This is a genomic window from Lysinibacillus sp. FSL K6-0057 (assembly GCF_038630885.1).
GTDB lineage: Bacteria > Bacillota > Bacilli > Bacillales_A > Planococcaceae > Lysinibacillus > Lysinibacillus fusiformis_F.
Window position 1 is genome coordinate 894,359 of the sequence record NZ_CP152047.1, and the last position, 22,705, is coordinate 917,063.

The following is a 22,705-nucleotide window of genomic DNA, read 5'->3' on the forward strand; positions in this document are numbered from 1 at the left end:
CTTAGTGAGGGATAGAATGAAAAAATGTAGAGAAAGTGTAGCGCCATTTGCAGATTATCAACAGCTCATACAACTGAATCCATTTGATGCAGTCGCTTGTTTGAGAAAAGTTGATACGACAGCGTTTGAGGTCGTTGAATTTAATGAAAAGCTATCGTCATTGATTGAGCTGGAGGATATAACAGCCAAAAACGCGGAGAACTTTTTTACAAAGCAATGCTGGCTGCAATTGTCGGAACTTCTAAATCAAGAATTCAATAAACAGCATGTCCTAAAATTAGGTACTGGTCTTCAAGAGAAAACATTCGTGCTTCATGTTCAGCACTTTTCTGAATCAATGGTTGCCATTATTCTTCGAGCAACACCATTTGAAGAGAAGCCCTATTTACAATTCATTGAACAACATGTAAGTCCAGTGTTAACGGCAGATTTACAAGGTCGAATCATTCATCAAAATATTGCTGCTACTGCTCTACTATCGAGAGAGCAGCACAGTCTAATTGGACTAGATATTTTTTCATTATTAGAAAGTAAATATCTTAATGAATTCAAATTATTATTTACTAAAACAATTGAAGGTTCAGCGTTTGGCATGCCTAAATGTTTATTAAAGGGTCAATTGCTTAGTAAAGAGCCCTTTTATTTAAGAACGCATCCAACGTATTATAATGGTGAAGTTGTAGGTGTACACTTATTTGTTAAAGATGCTAATTCATTTATGAATGATCACGAAGCATTCTATTACCTAGCGCTGATGGACGAATTAACAGGTATTTGGAATCGAAAAGCTTTTAAGGAACATTGGCTACAACATTTAAATGATAAAAAACAGGAGCATAAGCAAGCAGCCCTTATTTTAGTTGACATTGACCGTTTTAAAAAGTTTAATGAATCCCTTGGTGAGAGCAAGGGAGACGAGTTGATGCGTATGTTTAGTCACAGGTTACGGGAGCTTTGCTACTCAAAATGTTCGCTATACCGATATAATAGTGATGAATTTATATTTGTACTAAAAGATGCAACTATCCAAAAAATTGAGCGAACTGCTAACTTGATCATGGACGTATTAAAACAGCCTTTTATGATAGATGGGCAGGAGTATTTTATTAGCGTGTCGATTGGGATTTCACTTAGTCCAGCAGATGGTAAAGATATCGAGACACTTGTACGGAAAGCAGATAAAGCTTTATTTTCTGTTAAAGAACATGGTCGATCGCATTACCGCTACTACCGTGAAGATATGACAGCCATTTTTCCAAACGAAGCATTGATGGAGGCACATTTACGTCGAGCAATTGAATTTAATGAGCTAAGTCTCCATTTACAACCGCAAATGGATTTAGCAAATAATAGCATCAATAGCTTTGAAGCATTACTGCGTTGGAATAATCGTAAATTTGGTTTTGTATCACCTGCACAATTTATTCCTATTGCAGAAGCCTCAGGATTAATTATTGAAATCGGTGATTGGATTATTGATGAGGTATGTCGTTACCAAAGAGAATGGCAATCGAAGGGATACCGTCCTGTACGTGTTGCAGTCAATATATCTCCAAAACAGTTTAGAAAAGAAAACTTTGCGCGAAAAATTAAAACAGCTTTAAAAAAATATGATGTTCCACCTGAATTATTAGAAGTAGAAATTACCGAAAGTTCTATGACAAACGTTCATGAAACATTTTCGATACTTACAGAACTGAAGCAATTAGGTGTTTATGTATCAGTGGATGACTTTGGGACAGGCTATTCCTCATTAAGTTATCTCAAGCGTTATCCGATTGATATTATTAAAATTGATCAGTCATTTATTGCAGATATAGCAAAGGATGACAAAAATGAAGCCATCATAAAAGCCATTATTTCAATGTCTCATAATTTAGGATTAGAGGTCATTGCAGAGGGTATTGAAGAACCAATACAAGTCGATTTTCTTAAACGTCATCGTTGTCAAAAAGGGCAAGGCTATTTGTATAATAAACCATTACCCGTTGAAACCATTGTACAACAATATTTTGTCAGCTAGAAAACAGGTAGCACTTTCATCGCAAAATAGATGAAGTGCTACTTTTTTATTTGTCGTTTTTAAGACCATTTAAGACAATTGCCGTAAATTGGGCCATCTCAGAGGCGAGGTCAAAATCTTCACTATGTATTAACCAATCATAAACATTGGCACGCATACATCGCTGAATAATTGATTGTATGGTAGTGGCAGATACATCTTGTCTAAATTCGCCTTGTTGAATGCCTTCCTCGATATATGTGTTCATTATTTGAAAAATCTTACGTTGGGGATTAATTAAATAATGATCCTGTTCTACTTGGTTTGTCATGGCAGCGGTATATACAGTACGTAATAAATCCTTTCCCACCACATTTGTTAAATACTTCATTTGCTCTTGATACACTAATAGTATTTTTTCACTTGCTGATAATGTACCATCAATCTTTTTTTCAACCGTACTATAAAAATGATCAAGTTCCATAAATTTTTCTAAAATAACATCATATTTAGATGGGAAATGTGTATAAAATGTACCCTTTGAAACATTGCAAGCCTTCGTAATTTGTTCAACAGATACATGTTCATAACCATATTTATTAAATAAATCCAAAGAGGTTTTCAATAATTTTTCACGTGTTTCCAATGCCTTTTTCTGTCTGCTTGTGAGTGCTTCCATTGTCACCTATTACCTCCTATATTAAGTATTGTGAAATATTTTCCATAAAAAACATTCTGAAAATATCGAATTTTTAATTGACGAGATGGATTTCTATTGATTATGATTTAATTGACCGAAGTCAGTGACCGTGGTCATTAAAATATCTTGTTATTAATGTTACTTTAAAAAATGAAAGTTGGCTAGTGCATCATCAAGCTTTTCTGTTGTATTTTCAAGAATTGGGGGAGGTCACAATGAAGGAAAAATTAGGTTTTATCGGCTTAGGGAATATGGGTTTACCAATGTCTATTAACTTATTAAGAGCAGATTATGAGGTGTATGGCTTCGATACAAATACAAAGGCAATGGAACAATTCGTAGCAGCAGGTGGTATCGGTCTTGAGACAGCTATGGATATTGCGAAACAATGTGATATTATTATGACCAGTTTGCCTACCCCTCACGTTGTAGAATTGGTTTTTCAGTCCGAGCAAGGAATTTTACAACATGCAAAGAAGGGAAGTCTACTGATTGATTTTAGTACTGTTAATCCCGAATTGAATGATACGTTACATTCAGAAGCTAAAGCTTTGGGATTACGTTATTTGGGAGCACCTGTCAGTGGGGGTGTAATTGGGGCTGTCAATGCGACATTAACCATTATGGTTGGTGGTGACACAGATGATTATAAAAGTGCTGCTAAAATATTCGAAATAGTCGGGGAAAATGTTTATCACTTGGGCACATCTTCAAGTGTAGGAACGCGAATTAAATTACTCAATAACTTAATGATTGGCTTTTACACAGAGGCGGTCGCTGAAACAATTGTACTTGGCGAAAAAATGGGTATTCAGGCAGACACCCTATATGAAGTCTTAAGTAATAGCTATGGGCAAAGCCGTATTTATGAACGCAATTATGTGGAATATATGAAAAATGATAATTATGAGCCAGGCTTTTCGACAAATCTACTATTAAAAGATTTGAAGTTAGCTAAGGAAATGGCAGATGAAGCTGGTGTATCTCTGCGAATCGGTGAAAAATTGGTGGATCTTTACAGTGAAATTGCTCAGCAGGGCTATGGCGAAAATGATATGTCTGCTGCTTATTTAAGCTTAAAAGAAAAATGTAAACTAGAACAATTTTAAGAGGAGGAAATGGATATGACAACAGCGCAAGAGGTTAAAACATTAACACATTTTATTGGCGGTAAATTGGTTGAAGGGAAAAGTGGCCGGTTTGGGTCGGTATTTAATCCAACAACAGGTGAAGTCATTGCTAAGGTTCCCCTTGCAACAGTAGAAGAAACACGAGATGCAATCGAGCAAGCTCAAGCAGCATTTCCAACTTGGCGTGATACATCAGTGGCTAAGCGTGCAGAAATTGTGCTAAAGTTCCGTAACCTTGTTACTGAAAATATGGAGGAGCTATTACAAATCATTTGTACTGAAAGCGGTAAAACGATTGAAGATGCCAAAGGTGAAATTACACGAGGACTTGAATCTGTTGACTTAGCCATCGGTGCGCCTCACTTAATGAAAGGAGAATACTCTGTTAATGTTGGAGGTCAAATAAATGCCTATTCTGCAAAATATCCATTAGGGGTTGTGTCGGCAATTTCTCCATTTAATTTCCCAATCATGGTGCCTCTAGCACAAACGAGTATGGCTATTGCTGTAGGAAATGCGGTTGTTTTAAAGGCATCAGAGCGTGTGCCAATGACTGCATTGTATGTTAGTGAGCTGTGGAAGAAAGCTGGGTTGCCTGATGGCATTTGGACAGTGATCAATGGTGATAAAGATGCGGTCAACGAACTTTTAGAAAACCCAACAGTGCAAGCGATTTCATTCGTTGGATCAACTCCAGTAGCAAAGTATATTTATGAAACAGGGTCAAAATATGGAAAGCGTGTAACAGCACTTGGTGGTGGTAAAAATAATATGGTCGTGATGCCAGATGCTGATCTTGAACAGGTAGCTAATGCCTTTATTGGAGCAGCTTATGGGGCAGCATCCCAGCGTTGTATGGCGATATCTACCATTATGCCTGTAGGAAAAGATACTGCAGACCGTCTAGTGGAGATCCTGAAGGAAAAGATCGCTAATCTAAAGGTAGGCCCATATACAAACCCTGATTCAGATTTTGGCCCTGTTATTTCTCAACAATCAAAAGAAGCAATACTTGCTGCAATTGATCGAGGAGAAACAGAAGGAGCTTCAGTAGTATGCGATGGACGAGAACTTGACATTGTCAAAGAGTCTAAAGGATTTTATGTAGGACCTACATTATTAGATCATGTAAAGCCAGGCATGGAAGTTTATGAGCAAGAAATATTTGGCCCAGCTCGTAATGTTGTTCGTGTTGATTCATTGGAGGAAGCTATTGCACTTATAAATAAGCATGAGCTAGGTAATGGTGTCACAATCTTTACCAATGATGGGCTAGCAGCTCGAAAATTTACAACAGAAATTGATGTTGGCATGGTAGGTGTCAATGTACCAATTCCTATTCCAGTTGGCTATCATAACTTCGCTGGCTTTAAAGGCTCTCGTTTTGGCGAGGGGCATATGTTTGGCCCAGATCAAGCACGATTCTTTACAAAAACAAAGACAATTTCAGAGCGATGGATGGCAGGCAATGCATCCACAGCATCAACATTTGCATTCCCTAGCAATAACGACTAATAAAACCAAGAGCTGTAGAGACATACAGCTCTTTTTCTAAAAAAGAGGGAGGGATGTAGTATGCAAGGAAAAACGGTTTTTATTACAGGGGCAGCTCGTGGTATCGGCCTTGCCATGGCACAAGCATTTGCTGAGCAAGGAGCTAATGTAGTGATTACGGATAAAAATGAACAGCTTTTAGAGGAAGCTGTCTCACAAAACCCCTCTTTAACTTCCTTTATATGTGATGTGACAGAAGAACAAGCCATACGAGAAGCCATTGATTTTACGATTAAAAAATTCTCAACATTAGATATTTTAATCAATAATGCAGGATTTCAACATGTATCGCTTATTGAGGATTTTAAGACAGAAATTTTTGAGACTATGCAAAAAGTAATGGTGGTTGCCCCATTTGTGGCGATGAAGTATGCGTTACCACATATGAAGAAAAATCAATTTGGTCGTATTATCAATATGGCATCCATCAATGGCATCATTGGCTTTGCTGGTAAGGCTGGTTACAATGCAGCAAAGCATGGTGTAATTGGACTTACCAAGGTAACCGCACTTGAGGTGGCCACGGATGGAATCACGGTTAATGCCATCTGTCCGGGGTATGTTGATACGGAATTAGTACGTAATCAGTTTATGGATTTAGCAAAAACACGAGGTATTCAAGTGGAGGAAGTACTTGAACAAGTGTTATATCCACTTGTACCACAAAAACGTTTACTTGATGTCTCGGAAATTACAGGGCTTGCATTATATTTAGCAAGTGATGTAGCAAAGGGGTTAACCGGTCAAGCCATTCTATTAGATGGTGGCTATACAGCTCAATAGCTTAGGAGGGAAAATATGATTCAAACAAAAACCATCTTTACCGTTCATTCACCAGGAACGATTGTGTATGGTCGTGATTCATTTGAAGAAGTAGGAGAGTATGCAAAAAAACTAGGCTCCAAGGCATTAATTATTAGTGACCCAATCATGGACGGCTTAGGCTTTGTCAAGAAATGCTATACGCTGTTAAAGACCCAAGGGATGGAAGTCGTTTCATATTTAGGGGTGACAACAGAGCCAGTTGATACGTATGTAGCAGAGGGCTTGCAGCTTTTGCAGAAAGAAAACTGTGATGTCATTATATCTGTTGGTGGTGGTAGCTGTATTGATACGGCAAAGGCGATTGCAGTAGTGGCTACAAACGGCGGCTACATAGGAGATTATATGAAAATGGCAAAGGTTGCAGCTTATTCGCCAATTCCACACATTGCGATACCAACGACAGCGGGTACAGGCTCTGAAGCAACAGATGCAACTGTTATTACCAATACAAAAAGTGATGTAAAAATGATGATTAAGCAACCAGCTTTTATGCCAACTATTGCGATTGTGGATCCTATTTTAACCATTACTTCACCTCCTGCAATTACCGCAGCAACAGGAATAGATGCGTTGAGCCATGCCATTGAGAGCTATTTATCGCGCTTAGCTCACCCCTATTCGAATGTGCTGGCCTTATCTGCCATGGAATTAATCGTTAATAACATGATAAAGGTTTATGAACATGGAGATGATGTTGATGCGAGGGAAGCCATGTCATTAGGTTCGATGCAGGCAGGGCTGTCATTTTCAAATGCTTCTGTTGCCCTCGTACATGGAATGTCGCGTCCGATTGGTGCACTTTTCCACGTACCACATGGCATCTCCAATGCGATGCTTTTACCAGCTGTACTAGACTATTCAAAAGAAGCTTGTATAGATCGATTAGCAAATTTAGGACAGTTTTTTAATAAAACAAAAGAAAGTTTATCACAAGAAGAGCTTGCTCAGCTTGCCATTACGTCCATTAAAGAAATGTGTAAGCATATGAAGATTGGCAATTTAAAGCAATGGGGAATAGAGGAGCATGCTTATTATCAGGCCATACCTAAAATGGCTGAAGATGCTCTTGCAAGTGGTAGCCCTGCGAATAATCCGAAGATACCAACCAAAGAAGAATTAATGGAGCTATACAAAATCGCCTATACGTATGAGTTTTAATAATATAAGAGAGCTATTCAAACTAATGAATGGCTCTCTCTATGTTGTTGGAAAAAGATCATGTCACTAGTAGAAAAAGGCCTTTTGGCAAGGCGAGGGGGTGATTTCTGTTCCGCCAGCGTCCGATGAGCCGCTTCACTCACTTACGCTCGCTCCAGGGTCTCCTCTGTGACGCTGGCTCCACTCCAATCAACCATTCTGCAATAGTGTCTTTTCCTTATCTTTCATACTAGCGGTAGCGATCAAAATACCCCATGATTTGTATGATTAGAGAGAGGATAGACTCTTATTTTCAATGTGAAGAATGATTAGTCACAACAACTATCAATAAAATGAGTAGTGGACACTTTCAATTTATATGTGTGGATTAATGCGGAAGGCTGCTTGACGCTCGCCCACAGGAAAGCAAGTAGCCTGCAACGGAAATCCATTTTCACCTTTCACAAAAATTCTATTGATGGTTTTGTTTTTTAACACTATGTAGGGAGCTGTTCAAACTAATGAATAGCTCTCTTATATTTTTTTAGAAAATAAACTAGCAATCTATAGAATTAATATGACATATTCGAGAATATATAGTAAAATTTTAGTGAATCATCATTCATTTTTAACAAAGGGGGAAATGGAATGTTGCAAGGGAAGACTATTATTATTACGGGTGGATCAAGTGGCATGGGGCTGTATATGGCTAAGCAATTCGTCACTGAGGGAGCTAATGTTGTCATAACGGGACGTAACGAAGAACGATTAGCAGAGGCAAAGAAATTTATAGCGGAGGCTGGTCCCTCTATCGAGACATTCCAAATGGATGTACGCGTACCTGAGCATGCTGAAGCTATGCTCGCATTTGCTGTAGAAAAATTTGGTCAAGTGGATGGGCTTGTGAATAATGCTGCAGGTAACTTTATTGTACGTGCAGAAGATTTATCACCGAATGGCTGGAAGGCTGTCGTGGATATTGTATTAAATGGTACATTCTACTGTTCTTCAGTAGTCGGCAAGTATTGGATTGAGCAAAAAATCAAGGGGTCTATATTAAATATGGTGGCGACTTATGCTTGGAATGCAGGCGCTGGTGTGATCCATTCTGCTGCGGCCAAAGCGGGGGTACTATCATTGACAAGAACGCTAGCTGTCGAGTGGGGAAAACAGTATGGAATTCGCGTTAATGCGATTGCACCAGGTCCAATCGAGCGTACTGGTGGAGCCGATAAGCTTTGGGAATCAGAAGCAGCGGCAGCTCGTACACTAGATTCTGTTCCGCTAGGTCGTATAGGAACACCGGAAGAAATTGCTGATTTAGCTACGTTTATGATGTCTAACAAAGCAAGTTATATGAATGGAGAATGTGTGACATTGGATGGTGGGCAGTGGCTCAATCAATATCCATTCTAAAAATGTTTGCATAACAGAGAGCTGGGTTGACGCATACTAAGGGTAAAGAAAGGAGTTTTGCCAATGGGTATGTGGTTAATACCAGCAATTATTGCCATTGTGATCATTTCTGCTATTTCGTTTGTCTATACGCTAAAAATAGCCAAAATGACTTCTGAACGGAAATCTGAAAATGATACCCCGATTTCAGAAACAGTTGAAGAGTATGCAACGATGTTGAACCCAATTGTTTGGGTCTATGCAATTTTTTTGCTTTTTTTAGGAATCATGATTTTTTATTACTGGAGTAAGGCTGGCTATTAGATAGGAACCATCTTCATTCAGTCATGAAAAGCTTGACTGAATGAAGATATACTAAGTTTTTGCTGTATGGGCTAAAATAATTCATTGTTCATGAAAAACTCTTCTCGGCCTGGTCATGGTCATACATAGAAAAGTTGTGATATGATGAAAGGGAAGGACTGTTCTACACAGTGAGGACAGAAAAGGAGAAGAAGTTCATGATTTCAACTAACAGCAAAGACTTATTAGCAATGCCAATTAGTGAGTTTATCATTTCCTCTGAAAAAGTTGCGCATGTACAAATTGGAAATAGTGCGGAACATGCACTCCTTGTACTAACACGTACAGGGTACTCGTCCATACCTGTATTAGATTTGAAATATCGACTTCAAGGTTTACTAAGCATGAAAATGATTACCGAATCGATTCTTGGACTTGAGCATATAGAATATGAAAAGCTACCTGATATTAAGGTTGACACTATTATGGAAAAAGAGATCGCTGTATTAAAGCTGACGGATACTTTCCAGCGTGCTTTGGATTTAGTCATTAACCACGCTTTTTTATGTGTAGTGGACGAAGATGGTACATTTGCAGGGATATTAACAAGACGTGTTATTTTGAAGCAATTGAAAAAATATATTTATCAAAAAGAGTAGTAGCTTAAGAGGGAACTCAGATGAAAATCATGAGGCCCTCTTTGCTTGTATTGGAGGTTTATTGTTTGATGGCAACAGAGGCAGAAATTTTAAAAATTTTAGCTGAAGAACGTAATATGCGGAAAGCAGCAGAACGTCTATTTTTATCCCAACCAGCCCTTTCACAACGATTGCAAACGATTGAAAAAGACTGGGGTGCACAGTTATTTATTCGCTCACAGAAAGGTCTTACAGCAACACCCGCTGGCGAACAGGTGATAGCCTATGCAAAGGAAATGCTGGCTAAAAAGGAAGAGATTTTTGAAACCATACAATCCTTAACAACAAAAGTAAATGGGACATTGAAAATTGCCTGTGCATCGATCGTTGGTCAAAACTGGCTACCAAAAATCTTGAAGGATTTTGTAGCAAAATATCCTGAGGCTAAAATATCCCTGATGACGGGCTGGAGTTCTGAAATTGTGAAAGCACTTTATGAGGGCGAGGCACATGTAGGCATTGTACGAGGCCAGGTTGACTGGAAAGGAGAAAAGATCCACCTTTTCAGAGATACTCTATATTTAGTGGACAAAGAGGTTAAAACAATTGAAGATGTGTTAAAGACAGACCGTCCATTTATTCAATATAAGAGTGATTCCAACTATTATCAAGAAATTCAACAATGGTGGCAGCAGCATTTTGCTTCAAATCCTAGAAAACAAATTTTAGTGGATCAAATTGAAATTTGTAAGCAAATGGCTTTAAATGGTATCGGTTATGCGATCTTACCTTCTATTACGTTAAATGACCACGACGGCATTCATAAAATACCTCTGACAAATAATGAAAAGGAATTTGGACTTACACGTGATACTTGGCTAATTGGCTACGAATCCTCCTTTGAATTGAGACAGGTAGAGGCTTTTGTTGAAGTGGTGCAGGATCATGCACGGTGTTTGTTTGATTATACTAAATAGAAAATCAGGCAGCTCCAGGTTGTTTTGGAGTTGCCTTTTTGCATTGTAGAATTCTTAAGAGTTTATGAATATTCATGAAGATATCATAAGAAATGGAACAAAATGCAATCTAAATCGTATAATTATGTAACCATCTATTTACATAAAAAGGGGTTGAGCTTTTGAAAAAGACAAAATGGACGGCACTGACCTTACTAGTTATGCTTGTAATGAGCTTTATCTTGCCTACAACACAGGCGAGCGCTGCTGCTACGCTAGAGGTCAAAGCAACAGCAGGTATTTCAGGAAAAGCGAAATATCAATCAGTAGTGCCACTACAAGTTACAGTGAAAAATAATGGGGCTGACTTTTCTGGAGATATGGCGATCAATTCAGCCAACTCTTATGAGGCTGCTTCAGCACTCGTCGTTCCAATTGATATAGCAGCAGGAGAGGAAAAGACATTTACTTTCTATCTAAATGGTTTAGCTGACTATAGTTATTCGGACACAGATTTATTTGCCTTTTATGAGGGAAACATTGAAAAAGGAAAAAAGATTGCCTATAAAGGAACAAAGCGTCTGCAATCAAATTTTTTAGATCCCTCATCAACATTCATTTATACATTAACAGATAAAAGTGATCGACTTTCAGCGCTATTACGTTTATCAACATTTGTAGCTCAAAGCAATGTGGAAGTATTCAATATCAATCAATTAAAAGATTATACACTTCCAGAAGATTCACAAGGACTTGCTATGGCCAATGTTATTGTTGTAGATGAAGTGGCGATTGCTGATTTAACACAGAAACAACAAGAAGCATTACTTAAATGGGTACAAGATGGTGGTACCTTACTTCTAGGTGCTGCTGACCAAATCGATGCAACTGCAGGTATTTTTAAAGAATATTTACCTTTGTCATTATCACAAGAAATGACTTCGATTTCTGCAGAAGCTTTAACTAAACTGTCAGGAGGCGGCATTTTTACTCAGCCGATTTCGATTTACTCAGCTACTAGTAGTGAAGGAAGTTTACCTGTATTAACAGAAAATAATGCAGTGTTAGCAGCAAAGAAAAAAGTAGGTAGCGGGGAAGTTATTCAAACAACCTTCTCTTTAGGTGATCAACCACTCGCTTCTATGGATGGCTATGCAGCACTTTTAGCTAAAGTGATCAATATTCAAAGTATTTCACAGCAAGGAATGATGAGACAGGGGCAATCTCCTCTCGATCAAATCTCTTATGAACTTCGTAACATTAACGAATTATTTCCATCATTCGAAGTATCTGTGAGCTATATGCTAATTGTCATTATTCTTTATATTTTAATTATCGGGCCAATGCTTTATTTTGTCTTGAAAAAAGCGGACAAGCGTGAGCATGCATGGTGGATTATTCCGTCCATCTCTGTTGTCCTTTCCATTGTTCTCTTTATTGTCGGAGCGAAGGATCGTATTGTTCAGCCACAAGTGCAACAATCTGCATTCTATAAAGTAAATGAAGATAGTAGTGTAAATGGCTATTATGTAGAGTCCATTCTAACGAATCGCAGTGGGGATTTTGTAGTCAATGCTGATCAAAATACAACTGCCGTTGCATTAAGAAATTACAATAATTTCACAGGCACGATGGGGCCATTACATGAATCTTCCTATATAAAAGAAAACGCTAGCGGTTCAACGCTAACATTACGTGATTTAAGCTACTGGTCTGTGCAGTCCTTTGGTGGAAAAACATCAGCACAAAATATTGGCAAGATGGATATAGATATAACACTGAAAAATGAAAAACTAACAGGAACAGTTAAAAATAATTTCCCGTTCGCATTAAAAGATGTCACATTAATCTCTGGTGTGAAAGAAGTAAAACTGGGTGATATTGAAGCAAACGGAACATTACAGGTCAATAAGGAACTGAAAACAACGGTTCTTCAAAAACCATCTATTTTCAATAATTATAGTTACCCATCGAAAAAGGATGAGGTAGACCCAATGCGTATTGAACGAATGAAAACATTAGCATTGCCGCTTGTAGAAAATGATAAACAGCCAATACTTACTGCTTGGACAGATCAAGCAATTGTAGGGGTTGAATTAGAAACAAGTGCCAATATGTCACCGATTACGATGCTTGTTCAGCCATTTAAAGGAAAAGTAGAGCTATCTGGTCCATTTACAATGAAGCGCAATAACTTCTCGTATACAGTAGAGCCACTATCAGCAAATGGGTATTATGAAAAGATCGAGGAAGAATTGAACAAATGGTACCTATCTGAAGGGTTGTATGAAGTAACGATGGCCATGCCAGATCAATTTATGGATGTTATTAAATCATTTAATGAGCTGACAATTTCTAATAAGGATGTCGCACGTATGCAGCTTTCCATTTGGAATAATGAAACGAATGTATATGAGCCATTGGTTGATACAAAGCAAGTGTTTACTGATAAAATTTCAACTTACTTTAATCAAGAAGGAGAGCTTCGCATTGAATTAAAGTATGGTCCCGATCCATCAGGGGAACAAACGAAGTTACCAGACATAGAGCTGAAAGGAGTGGCAAAATAATGATTGAAATTCGTGATTTAACGAAACGGTATGGCTCCTTTACAGCACTAGATCATTTAAACTTATCTTTAGAAGAAGGCGTTGTATTTGGATTTGTTGGCGCCAATGGAGCAGGTAAATCAACAACCTTCTCTATTTTAGCTACGCTATTGTCACCGACTTCAGGTGATGCTCTAATAAATGGCAAAAGTGTAGTGAAGGAACCAAAAGAAGTTCGTAAGCAAATTGGTTATATGCCCGATTTCTTTGGTGTATATGATCAGTTAAAAGTAGATGAATATTTAGATTTTTATGGAGCGAGCTACGGTATCCAATTAGCAGAGCGTCAAGTGTTAATTCCACAACTATTAGAACTAGTGAATTTAACAAATAAACGCTACGAATATGTTGATTTATTATCACGTGGTATGAAGCAACGTTTATGTTTAGCCCGTGCACTTATCCATGATCCAAAGGTTTTAATTCTAGATGAGCCAGCATCAGGACTAGATCCACGGGCTCGTGTGGAAATGCGAGATATTTTACGGAATTTAAAGTCCATGGGAAAAACAATTTTAATCTCGTCGCATATTTTGCCAGAACTTGCTGAGATGTGTGATGAAATCGGTGTTATTGATAATGGTAAATTAATTGCGCATGGCAATGTAGCTGCGATTCAGGCTCAGCTACAGGGAGAAAAGCGTATTGTATTGAAAGTGACAGATCAACTGGATGCAGTACGTGCATTTTTAGAGGAAGATCCTCAAATTTCATCTCTTGATGTCATCGACAATCGATTAGAAATAGCCTTTAATTATCGAGGAACAGATGTAGAGCAGGTGGCATTGCTGAAAAAGGCGATGCTTGCCGATTTACCGATTTATGCTTTAAGTGAAGAAGAGAAGGATTTAGAGGATGTCTTTATGGCGATTACGAAGGGAGCGGACAATCAATGATGGAAAGATTTTATAATCCAGTACTTGTAAAAGAATTGAAGTTACGCTTCCGTTCTTTTAAAAGCTTTTCAGGTTTAATGTTTTATTTAGCAGTACTGTGTATTTTCATTGCAGGGTTTTTATTGCTTACAACTGAATTTACTGGCAGAGGCTTCTTTAGACCAGAGACAAGCTTTATGATGTTTGCTGTGCTAACCATTTTACAAATGGCATTAGTTCTTTTCATTACACCAAGTTTGACTGCAGGTGCCATTAGCAGTGAGCGCGAAAAGCAAACATTAAATATTTTATTAACAACGACACAAAGTTCTACACAAATTGTTGTTGGAAAATTACTATCTTCTGTAGCATTTCTAGTATTGATGCTGGTAGCGGGATTGCCACTATATAGCTTAGTGTTTCTATTCGGTGGTGTGTCGCCTTCACAGCTTATTTCTATATTTTTATTTTATTTAGTCACTGTAGTAGCCATTGGTAGCATAGGCGTGATGTTCTCCACAATTACAAAAAGAACCATTGTTGCCATGATTGCCACATATGGCTCAATTATTTTCTTGGGTGGTATTACAGCATTCTTCTTCTTTTTAACAATGGCCTTTCATCAAATGGGCAACACCATTGGAACAGGTACCTCCTTTATGACCTATTTCTGGGCGTCTATTAATCCAGGTGCTTTGATGCTGACACTTATTTCTCCGGAAATGGGAGATGCGCTTAGCGAACTTTCAGGCGTGAAATTACCTGTTTGGATTACCTATTTAATAGCGTATATCTTGATTATTGTTTTATGCCTAACAATCGCCATTAAAAAATTACGTGCCAACATGAAAAGTAATCGATGAGGAGGAATAGTTATGGAGCGTCGTAAGCAATTACGAAAATATATTCAGCGTGCAAAATCGAGATTAACTCTTGAAAGAAGCATTCCCATTGCACAATACGGTTTGTTTTTGGCATTGCTTTCGAGTGCTTCTCTCGTACTTATTTCCCGACTATTTGTTTGGCCCTATTATCGCCAAATAGCGTTAGGAGTTTTCATTACTGTTATTGTTGCAACCTTTGCTTATATATGGTGGAAACGAGTCAACGAGAAAGAGGCTTTGCACACACTCGATCATTATTTTTCACATAATGAATTAGTGACAGCGTTATCATTTAAAGATGATCAGGATCCTCTTGTTCAATCACTATTATCGAAAGCTATGCAAAATGCTGAAAAAGCTTTTACAGATTTCAAGGCTCGAAAGAAAAATCTATTTCGTCCTCAGGCATTTATTGGATTATTTATCACAACAGTTGTACTAGCCATTCTTTATATGTTCCCAGCAGCTACGCAAATCGAAGCAATAGAGGTTGAAAAGGAGCAGGCTGTAATTGAAGATATGAAGAAGGAAGTTGCTGAACTAGAGAAAAAGGCTGAAACAAAAGAAGTAAAGGAGCAATTGCAAGAACTTCAAAATACTTTAAAAGAGGCTGAAACAGCAGAAGAAGCTTTACGGGAAGTTGTGAAGAAGCAAAAGGAGTTAGCTCTAAAGGAGCAGCAATTAAAAGATAAGCAAACGGCTAGCCAAGATGGAGCTGCCGAAGGACAAGGCTTGTCGAAGGAAGAAATTGAGCAGCTAGAAGAGCTTGCCCAAATGCAGCAAGAGCTCACAGAAAATGCAAATGCTACACAAACCGCTATGAGTAAACTTGGTAAACCAGCGAGTAACTCCTTACAAAATGCGATTGCCAGTGCCAATAATGCAAACAGTCACAATCAAAATAATCAACAGTCATCTGGTAATGCCCAGCCCAGCAATCAACAAGGTCAGTCTAGTCAGAATAATGCTCAAAACGGTTCTCAACAGCAAAATGGTAATAGCCAGGGTCAAGGACAAGGCCAGGGTCAAGGGCAAGGGCAAGGGCAAGGTCAAGGTCAAGGGCAAGGCCAGGGTCAAGGCCAGGGTCAAGGGCAAGGACAAGGACAAGGACAGGGTCAAGGCCAAGGTGGTCAAGGAGCAGGGAGTGGCCAAGGCAGTCGGAATTTGTTAACGACACCGAATCGAATTGGTGGGTCTAGTGAGACATCTGTAGATGGTGGTGCATTAGGAGACGGTTCTCATGTATCCGAGCAACAAGGAAATGGCCCGATAACAAAGGGTTCTATTCGACCTTATGAGGAAGTAATTGGCTCTTATAAAGACAGCTATTTAGAGAGTTCAGAGCGTTTGCAATTACCGAAGGATTTACAAAATGTCGTGCAATCTTATTTCACGTCAATTGAGTCGCAGTAGGAGGAAAAAAAATGGCCTTTACGGAGCAACAGTATGTAGATATGAGTACGAAATTACAACAAGTTAAAGAAGAAATTCATCGTTTCATTGTCGGACAGGAAGAAGCAATTGATTATACCTTGTATGCAGTATTAGCGGATGGTCATGCATTGTTAGAAGGTTTACCTGGTTTAGGAAAAACGATGTTAATTCGGACGATTTCAGAGGTACTGGATCTGTCGTTTTCACGTATTCAATTTACACCAGATCTTATGCCAGCAGATATAACAGGAACGAGCATGATTGAACGTACACCCGATGGGAAGCAGCAATTTACGTTTCAACCTGGGCCAATCTTTAGCCAAATGGTATTGGCTGATGAGATAAATCGTGCAACACCGAAAACACAAAGTGCCTTGTTGGAAGCAATGGGAGAAAAAACGGTAACGATATTAGGGGATACGAAAAAAATGGCGAAACCATTTTTTGTGTTGGCAACACAAAACCCGATCGAAATGGAAGGAACATACCCATTACCAGAAGCACAAATGGACCGTTTCCTTTGTAAAATTCTTGTACCCTATCCTGAAAAAAGTGAACTTATGGAAATTATGAAGCGAACGACAGGTGCTCAGGAAATTGGTTTACAGAAGCAGATGGATACGGAGGCTCTTATTGAAGCTCAGCAAATGGTGAAAGAAGTGATGGTTGCTGATGAAATGCTGGAGTATGCAACGGATTTAGTGGTGGCTACGCATCCTGAAAGAGCTGATGCACTTGATGAGGTTAAACAATATGCAATGTATGGCAGTGGCCCACGTGGCTTGCAGAGCTTAATCAAATTAGCAAAGGCGAGAGCTCTAATGAATGGACGTTTCCATGTTTCTGTAGCGGATATTAAGTCTGTTGCAAAGCCCGTTTTACGTCATCGAATGCTGTTGAATTATGAAGGGGAGGCTTCAGGAAAAACAGCAGATGATGTGATTGATGTTATTTTAGAAAAGGTTCAGCAAGGTGTTGGCAAGTGACAGCCAAATACTTATTGCCCGAAGACTGGTTAGCAAAAATCAGTCGCTTTCAAGTAGCGACGGCCTCCAAACTACGCGGGCAACATAAGGGCTCGCATCGTTCACAACGCTTCGGGGCCTCCCTTGATTTCTCGGATTTTCGAGAATACCATTTAGGAGATGATGTACGCCAAGTAGATTGGAACGTCTTTGCTCGTACAGATAAATACTTTATTAAAAGGTTTTTAGACGAGCAAGAGATGCGTGTACATATTTTACTAGATGCTACCAAATCAATGGGGGATCATGCTAAGTGGCTATTTGCTCGTCAAATCGTAGCCTCCCTCGGTTTAATGGTATTAGGTCGAGATGACCGTTTATCCTTTTCTATTGTTCAAGATGAAGTGAAACCACCCTTTAGACGGAAAGGTGCCATGTATCGCCGAGCTTTTTTGCAGGTAGTAACAGATATAGAGGAAGCTAATTACTCTAATCGTTTTGCCCAGAGTGCACTAAATGCTTTGCCTAAAGATAGTACCGTATTATTCATCGTAACAGATGGATTAGAGCCAATTGAGGAATGGGAACAGCTATTGAAAAGGCTACCACGCTATGCTGGGGATGTTCGCATTTTGCAAATTGTGACGCAAGAAGAGCTGTCACCAAATTATTCGGGTGATGTACGCCTGCTTGACCGTGAAACAGGTAATGATGTGAATGTGACGATGTCCTCTAAAGTACTAGAGACCTATCATGTAAGACGCTTATTACATGAAGAAGAATTTGAAGCCATTTGCCGTCGCTTTGGTGTTCGAAAATTACAATTGAAAGTGGAAGATGGATTGCAACATGCAATTTTCCAGCAATTATTAAAAGCACATTGGATTAGGTGAGGTGAGCCGTATTGGGCTTTAGTCAAATTATATTTAGCTGGACGGCCATCATCCCGGTCATTGTCCTACTCTATTATTTCTTTCGAAAAAAATATACAGAGCAAACTGTTTCTTCGACACTTTTTTGGTCGGAGATTATGCAGGAAACGCGTGTATCGCCTTATTTAAAGCATTTACAAAAAAATGCCCTACTATATTTACAGCTACTAGCGTTGCTACTACTTGTATTGGCACTGATGAATCCATATGTAAAGAAATCAACCATTGTGGGTGCACAAACCATATTTATTGTAGATACTTCAGCTACAATGTTGGCAGGCAAGAGTCAATCAACCTTTGACACACATAAACAGGAAATGCTGACCTTGATGGATGAGCTGAATGGTCGACCTGTTACATTGATTACAACTGGCGCCGCTCCAAAAGCTGTTTTACAGCAAGAAACAAACATGAATGAAATAAAAAAAGCTATTCAAGATTTACAAGTAGCCTATGAAACTGCTGAAATGAATAAGGCGCTGGATGTAGCACAGGCATTTGTGGGCGACACACCGACTTCTATCTATGTTTTTACAGATACACTTGATAAAAAGCAATTACCGATGGACAAGGATTCTGTGAAATGGCTAGTAAGAGGTGCTACAAAAGACTTAACAAATATCGCTATCACCCGCTTTGCTGCTACGACAGATGGACAAGCTACGCTGGCACTTGTACAGCTCCATAATGATACAAATACCGAGCAAAAGGTAACACTCGCATTGCAAAATGCAGAGGGCGAGGAGCTGGTAGCAGAAAGTGTCGTTGTGCCTCCAAATGAAGCCATTACGAAAACATTCAAAGATTTGCCTTTAGCAAAATCGATGACAGCTACTATTGATGCAAAAGATGATTATGCTGTAGACAATCAACAAACCGTTTTACTACAAACAACTACTTCTAAAATTGTTGTTGATCAAGGTATGCATCAATTGATACAAAAAGGTTTTCAAACGGTCAGTAATGGGGTAAAAATCGTTCCGTCATTACAAGTAGCTGACAATCAGGATGCTACAGTAATCACAAACCAAACAGCCTTATTAGAAAAGATGGACAAACCCCTTGTATTATTTGGTCGTGACGATGCAGAAAAAGTAGAAGCAAATGGCTTGGTAAGCACTAGAAGTGATGCATTGTTTGCTTTTAGCGAACTAAAGGATGTTTATGTTAGTGCTGTTTATCCAGGCTTTGCGGACTATGAAACGATTGCTTCTGTTGGAGAAGAGCCGTTCATCCAACGCTCCCCTAAAGGAGATATCGTTGTTTTAGCGGATATTGCCGATACAGATTGGCCATTACATCCATCATTCCCGCTATTTCTATGGAGTACTGAGCAGCAGCTAACAGAAACAGTTGGTTCACTTGGGATTTTTTCACCGAATGAACAGCGTGCAGTAGCTTTAGCGCAAGGAGAGTGGAATGTTTATTCGCAAGAAGACGAGTTTCTCTCGACTGTTACGAAGGGCATGCTAACTGCACCAAAACAACCAGGCATTTATATGGTACGTTCAAATAATGAAGAAAAACAATTGATAGTGCAATTGCAAGCCCAAGAACGTGTCATTGAACAAGGAACAAGCTTTACATTAGGTGATATCTCAGATAATGGGAAAGAAGAAGTATCGATGACCTCTTTCGTACCTTGGCTAATTGTGATTATTTTATTATTACTTGTTTCAGAGTGGGAGGTGCAACGACGTCGTGGATTTACGAATTGATATGCCATTAGTATTGTTGCTACTCCTTCCATTGTTCTTGTATTTTGGATGGACTTATTTTCGTGAACGGCAGCGACTCAAAAAAAGTCATATTGTTGTACTTGCTATTCGCATAGTAGCAGTAAGTTGTTTAGTTTTTGCACTTGCAGGACCATATCTATTATTACCAATAAAAGAAGAACAAATCGTCTATTTAGTTGACCGTTCTGCTTCCATGAATGGCACAGAAGATGAAATGGTTCAGTTTATACAGGAGAGCCTACAATCAAAAAAAGAACCACAGCTTGCAGGCATTTATTCATTTTCCTCCACTTTACAAACAGAAGCCATTTTGTCTAAAACTTTAAAGGAAGTACCAAAACTTACAGAAATTAAAGCAACCGATCAAACAAATATTGAACAAAGTCTCCAGCTTGCAGCAGGTATTATCGATCCGAAAAAAGCAACTCGTCTTGTGCTATTAACAGATGGTAATGAGACAAAAGGCGATGCTTTAGAATTTGCCACGAAGCTGAAAGGCTCCAATATTAGTGTGGATGTTAGACCTTTTAGTCAACCAGTTGTCAATGATGTGTCACTAAAAAGCTTTGTATCCCCTCAGGTTGCTTATGTGGGAGAGCAGCAACAATTAGTGACGGAAATTCATGCAACGACTGCAGGCCAAGGAGAGCTGTTATTATATGAAAATGATGAGCTTATTCATCGAGAGGCAGTTGAGCTGACTGAAGGCACGAATGTGTTTACCTATAAACATGCAGCGACAGCTGAAGGACTTGTAAAATATGAGGCAGTTGTTCAAGTTGGTCAGGATGCTATTTTTGAAAACAATAAGTTAACTAGTGTCACAATGGTACAAAGTGAACCACATTTACTAATCGTTAATGGTTATGAAACAGCTTCACCTATCGCAGCAGCACTTGGCAGTCAATCTATTGCCTATGATGTTGTCAATCCTCAAAGTCTACCAAATGAACTGTCCAGCTATTTGCAGTATAATGCTATTATTTTCGACAATGTGCCAGGTCATTTAGTCGGTGAGGCAAAAATGAGTGTTATTGAGCAAGCAGTCAAAAACTTTGGTGTTGGTTTTACCATGGTTGGAGGAGAAAATAGTTTTGGTCTAGGCGGCTATTTTAAAACACCGATTGAAACCTTATTGCCAGTGGAAATGGAAATTAAGGGCAAAGAGCAATTACCTTCCTTAGGGTTAGTGATTGTACTTGACCGTTCTGGTAGTATGCAAGGCTCGAAGCTAGAGCTTGCTAAAGAAGCAGCAGCACGTTCTGTTGAGATGTTGCGAGATGAGGATACATTGGGATTTATTGCCTTTGATGATCGTCCTTGGGAGATTATAGAGACAGGACCTCTTAGCAGTAAAGAAGAGGCAGTGGATACTATTTTATCCGTAACACCTGGTGGTGGAACGGAAATTTACAGTTCATTAGCTAAAGCCTATGAAAATCTAGCTGATTTAAAACTGCAACGTAAGCATATTATTCTCTTAACAGATGGGCAATCACAGTCAGGAAATTACGAGGATCTAATTGCTGAAGGAAAAGAAAACGGTATAACTTTATCGACAGTAGCGATTGGACAAGATGCCGATGCGAACTTATTAGAAGCGCTTAGTGACATGGGCAGTGGCCGTTTCTATGATGTCATAGATGAGCAAACGATTCCTTCTATTTTATCTCGTGAAACAGCTATGATTTCTCGCACTTACATTGAGGATAATCCATTCTATCCCGCGATTTATAATGCAGCAGGATGGAATTCGCTGTTTGCCAATGGTGTCCCACAAATGAATGCTTACATTGGTACAACGGCAAAACAGGGGACTACTGTTGTGGCAGAAAGCGAGAAGGAAGATCCTGTGTTAGCGCAGTGGCAATACGGTCTCGGTAAAACTTTTGCCTTTACATCTGATTCAACGGGTAAATGGACAGGAGATTGGGCAAGATGGCAGGATTGGGGAACATTCTGGCAAACACTTATTTCACAAATGCTACCAAGCTATAATGATGTGGCCTATGATGTAAGATTGGAAGCAGATGGTTCCTTTATGATTACCGACCCTACAAATGAAGCTGCATTTTTAGATATTGTAGCAGTTAATGAAGCTGGGGAAGAGCTAGAAACACAACTTGAAACCATTTCGGCCTCCCAAGTTCGAGCTGTAGTACAAGCCGAACCTGGATTAATATTCTTCCGTGTAGCAGATGAAAAGCAGGCCATTTATCAAGCAGGACTAAGTGTTCCTTATAGTGCCGAATACGAACTACTTCCTGTCAATGATCAACTGATAGAAGAGTTAACTCAACAAACAGGAGGCGCAGTTTTAAAGGAACCACAAGATGTATTCCGAGACTTTACAACAAAAGGAGCGGATCGACAAAATATTGCTACATGGCTTCTCTTAGCAAGTATGCTTTTATTCTTTATGGATATTACCATAAGACGTTTTGGATGGAACTTCCTAACGAATGCGAAGAAGAAAGAACCGCTGGTTGAGGAAAAACCTATACAGGCAGAAGACACAAATGTGGCACAGTTATTAAAAGGTATGAAAAAACGATCTTAATATAGTGGAAGCAGTGCAAAATATTAGATTTTGCACTGCTTTTTTGTATTGTTTGAATAGAGAGTTG

18 protein-coding genes are annotated in these 22,705 nt (G+C 38.9%); 17 read left to right on the forward strand and 1 reads right to left on the reverse strand.

Going from position 1 to position 22,705, the window contains the following annotated elements:
- Positions 1-16: 16 nt before the first annotated feature.
- Entirely contained in the window at positions 17-2,023 is a 2,007-nt protein-coding gene (locus MHB40_RS04155; protein ID WP_342442575.1) for an EAL domain-containing protein, read from the forward strand.
- Positions 2,024-2,069: 46 nt separating this feature from the next.
- Here the strand turns inward: MHB40_RS04155 and MHB40_RS04160 are convergent, their stop codons facing one another.
- Positions 2,070-2,681 carry a TetR/AcrR family transcriptional regulator gene (locus MHB40_RS04160; RefSeq protein WP_205447273.1) on the reverse strand — a complete coding sequence of 204 codons (612 nt, stop codon included), beginning with the start codon at positions 2,679-2,681 and terminating at the stop codon, positions 2,070-2,072.
- A gap of 236 nt (positions 2,682-2,917) precedes the next feature.
- Between MHB40_RS04160 and MHB40_RS04165 the strand changes: the two genes are divergently transcribed.
- The 16 genes from MHB40_RS04165 (at position 2,918) to MHB40_RS04240 (ending at position 22,638) form a co-directional block, all read left to right on the forward strand.
- Entirely contained in the window at positions 2,918-3,811 is an 894-nt protein-coding gene (locus MHB40_RS04165) for an NAD(P)-dependent oxidoreductase (protein WP_342533986.1), read from the forward strand.
- A 15-nt stretch (positions 3,812-3,826) separates the two neighbouring features.
- Positions 3,827-5,347: a CoA-acylating methylmalonate-semialdehyde dehydrogenase gene (locus MHB40_RS04170; protein ID WP_342533987.1), complete on the forward strand. Its 1,521-nt coding sequence runs from the start codon at positions 3,827-3,829 to the stop codon at positions 5,345-5,347.
- 60 nt (positions 5,348-5,407) lie between these two features.
- Entirely contained in the window at positions 5,408-6,169 is a 762-nt protein-coding gene (locus MHB40_RS04175; protein WP_342533988.1) for a 3-hydroxybutyrate dehydrogenase, read from the forward strand.
- A gap of 15 nt (positions 6,170-6,184) precedes the next feature.
- Entirely contained in the window at positions 6,185-7,369 is a 1,185-nt protein-coding gene (locus MHB40_RS04180; RefSeq protein WP_342533990.1) for an iron-containing alcohol dehydrogenase, read from the forward strand.
- A gap of 627 nt (positions 7,370-7,996) precedes the next feature.
- Positions 7,997-8,764 carry a 2,4-dienoyl-CoA reductase gene (gene fadH / locus MHB40_RS04185; RefSeq protein WP_342533992.1) on the forward strand — a complete coding sequence of 256 codons (768 nt, stop codon included), beginning with the start codon at positions 7,997-7,999 and terminating at the stop codon, positions 8,762-8,764.
- Between the two features lie 63 nt (positions 8,765-8,827).
- On the forward strand, positions 8,828-9,067 hold the full coding sequence (locus MHB40_RS04190) for a hypothetical protein (RefSeq protein ID WP_048391979.1): 240 nt from the start codon (positions 8,828-8,830) through the stop codon (positions 9,065-9,067).
- A 197-nt stretch (positions 9,068-9,264) separates the two neighbouring features.
- The gene (gene cbpB / locus MHB40_RS04195) at positions 9,265-9,705 is read left to right on the forward strand and encodes a cyclic-di-AMP-binding protein CbpB (RefSeq protein WP_205441563.1); all 441 of its coding nucleotides are present in this window, start codon (positions 9,265-9,267) and stop codon (positions 9,703-9,705) included.
- A 68-nt stretch (positions 9,706-9,773) separates the two neighbouring features.
- Positions 9,774-10,661 (forward strand): LysR family transcriptional regulator, encoded by an 888-nt coding sequence (locus MHB40_RS04200; protein WP_205447275.1) that lies wholly within the window; start codon positions 9,774-9,776, stop codon positions 10,659-10,661.
- 161 nt (positions 10,662-10,822) lie between these two features.
- The gene (locus MHB40_RS04205; RefSeq protein ID WP_342533995.1) at positions 10,823-13,210 is read left to right on the forward strand and encodes a hypothetical protein; all 2,388 of its coding nucleotides are present in this window, start codon (positions 10,823-10,825) and stop codon (positions 13,208-13,210) included.
- Entirely contained in the window at positions 13,210-14,145 is a 936-nt protein-coding gene (locus MHB40_RS04210) for an ABC transporter ATP-binding protein (protein ID WP_205441567.1), read from the forward strand. The genes MHB40_RS04205 and MHB40_RS04210 overlap by 1 nt, the downstream gene beginning before the upstream one ends.
- On the forward strand, positions 14,142-14,987 hold the full coding sequence (locus MHB40_RS04215; RefSeq protein ID WP_342533996.1) for an ABC transporter permease subunit: 846 nt from the start codon (positions 14,142-14,144) through the stop codon (positions 14,985-14,987). Before MHB40_RS04210 ends, MHB40_RS04215 begins: the two co-directional genes overlap by 4 nt.
- 12 nt (positions 14,988-14,999) lie before the next feature.
- Positions 15,000-16,421, forward strand: coding sequence for a hypothetical protein (locus MHB40_RS04220; protein ID WP_342533998.1), 1,422 nt, complete (start codon positions 15,000-15,002; stop codon positions 16,419-16,421).
- A gap of 11 nt (positions 16,422-16,432) precedes the next feature.
- Positions 16,433-17,428, forward strand: a complete 996-nt coding sequence (locus tag MHB40_RS04225) for a MoxR family ATPase (RefSeq protein WP_205441573.1) — start codon at positions 16,433-16,435, stop codon at positions 17,426-17,428.
- Positions 17,425-18,300: a DUF58 domain-containing protein gene (locus MHB40_RS04230; RefSeq protein WP_342534000.1), complete on the forward strand. Its 876-nt coding sequence runs from the start codon at positions 17,425-17,427 to the stop codon at positions 18,298-18,300. Before MHB40_RS04225 ends, MHB40_RS04230 begins: the two co-directional genes overlap by 4 nt.
- 11 nt (positions 18,301-18,311) lie before the next feature.
- On the forward strand, positions 18,312-20,057 hold the full coding sequence (locus MHB40_RS04235; protein WP_342534002.1) for a BatA and WFA domain-containing protein: 1,746 nt from the start codon (positions 18,312-18,314) through the stop codon (positions 20,055-20,057).
- Positions 20,041-22,638 carry a VWA domain-containing protein gene (locus tag MHB40_RS04240; protein ID WP_342534004.1) on the forward strand — a complete coding sequence of 866 codons (2,598 nt, stop codon included), beginning with the start codon at positions 20,041-20,043 and terminating at the stop codon, positions 22,636-22,638. The genes MHB40_RS04235 and MHB40_RS04240 overlap by 17 nt, the downstream gene beginning before the upstream one ends.
- Positions 22,639-22,705: the final 67 nt, after the last annotated feature.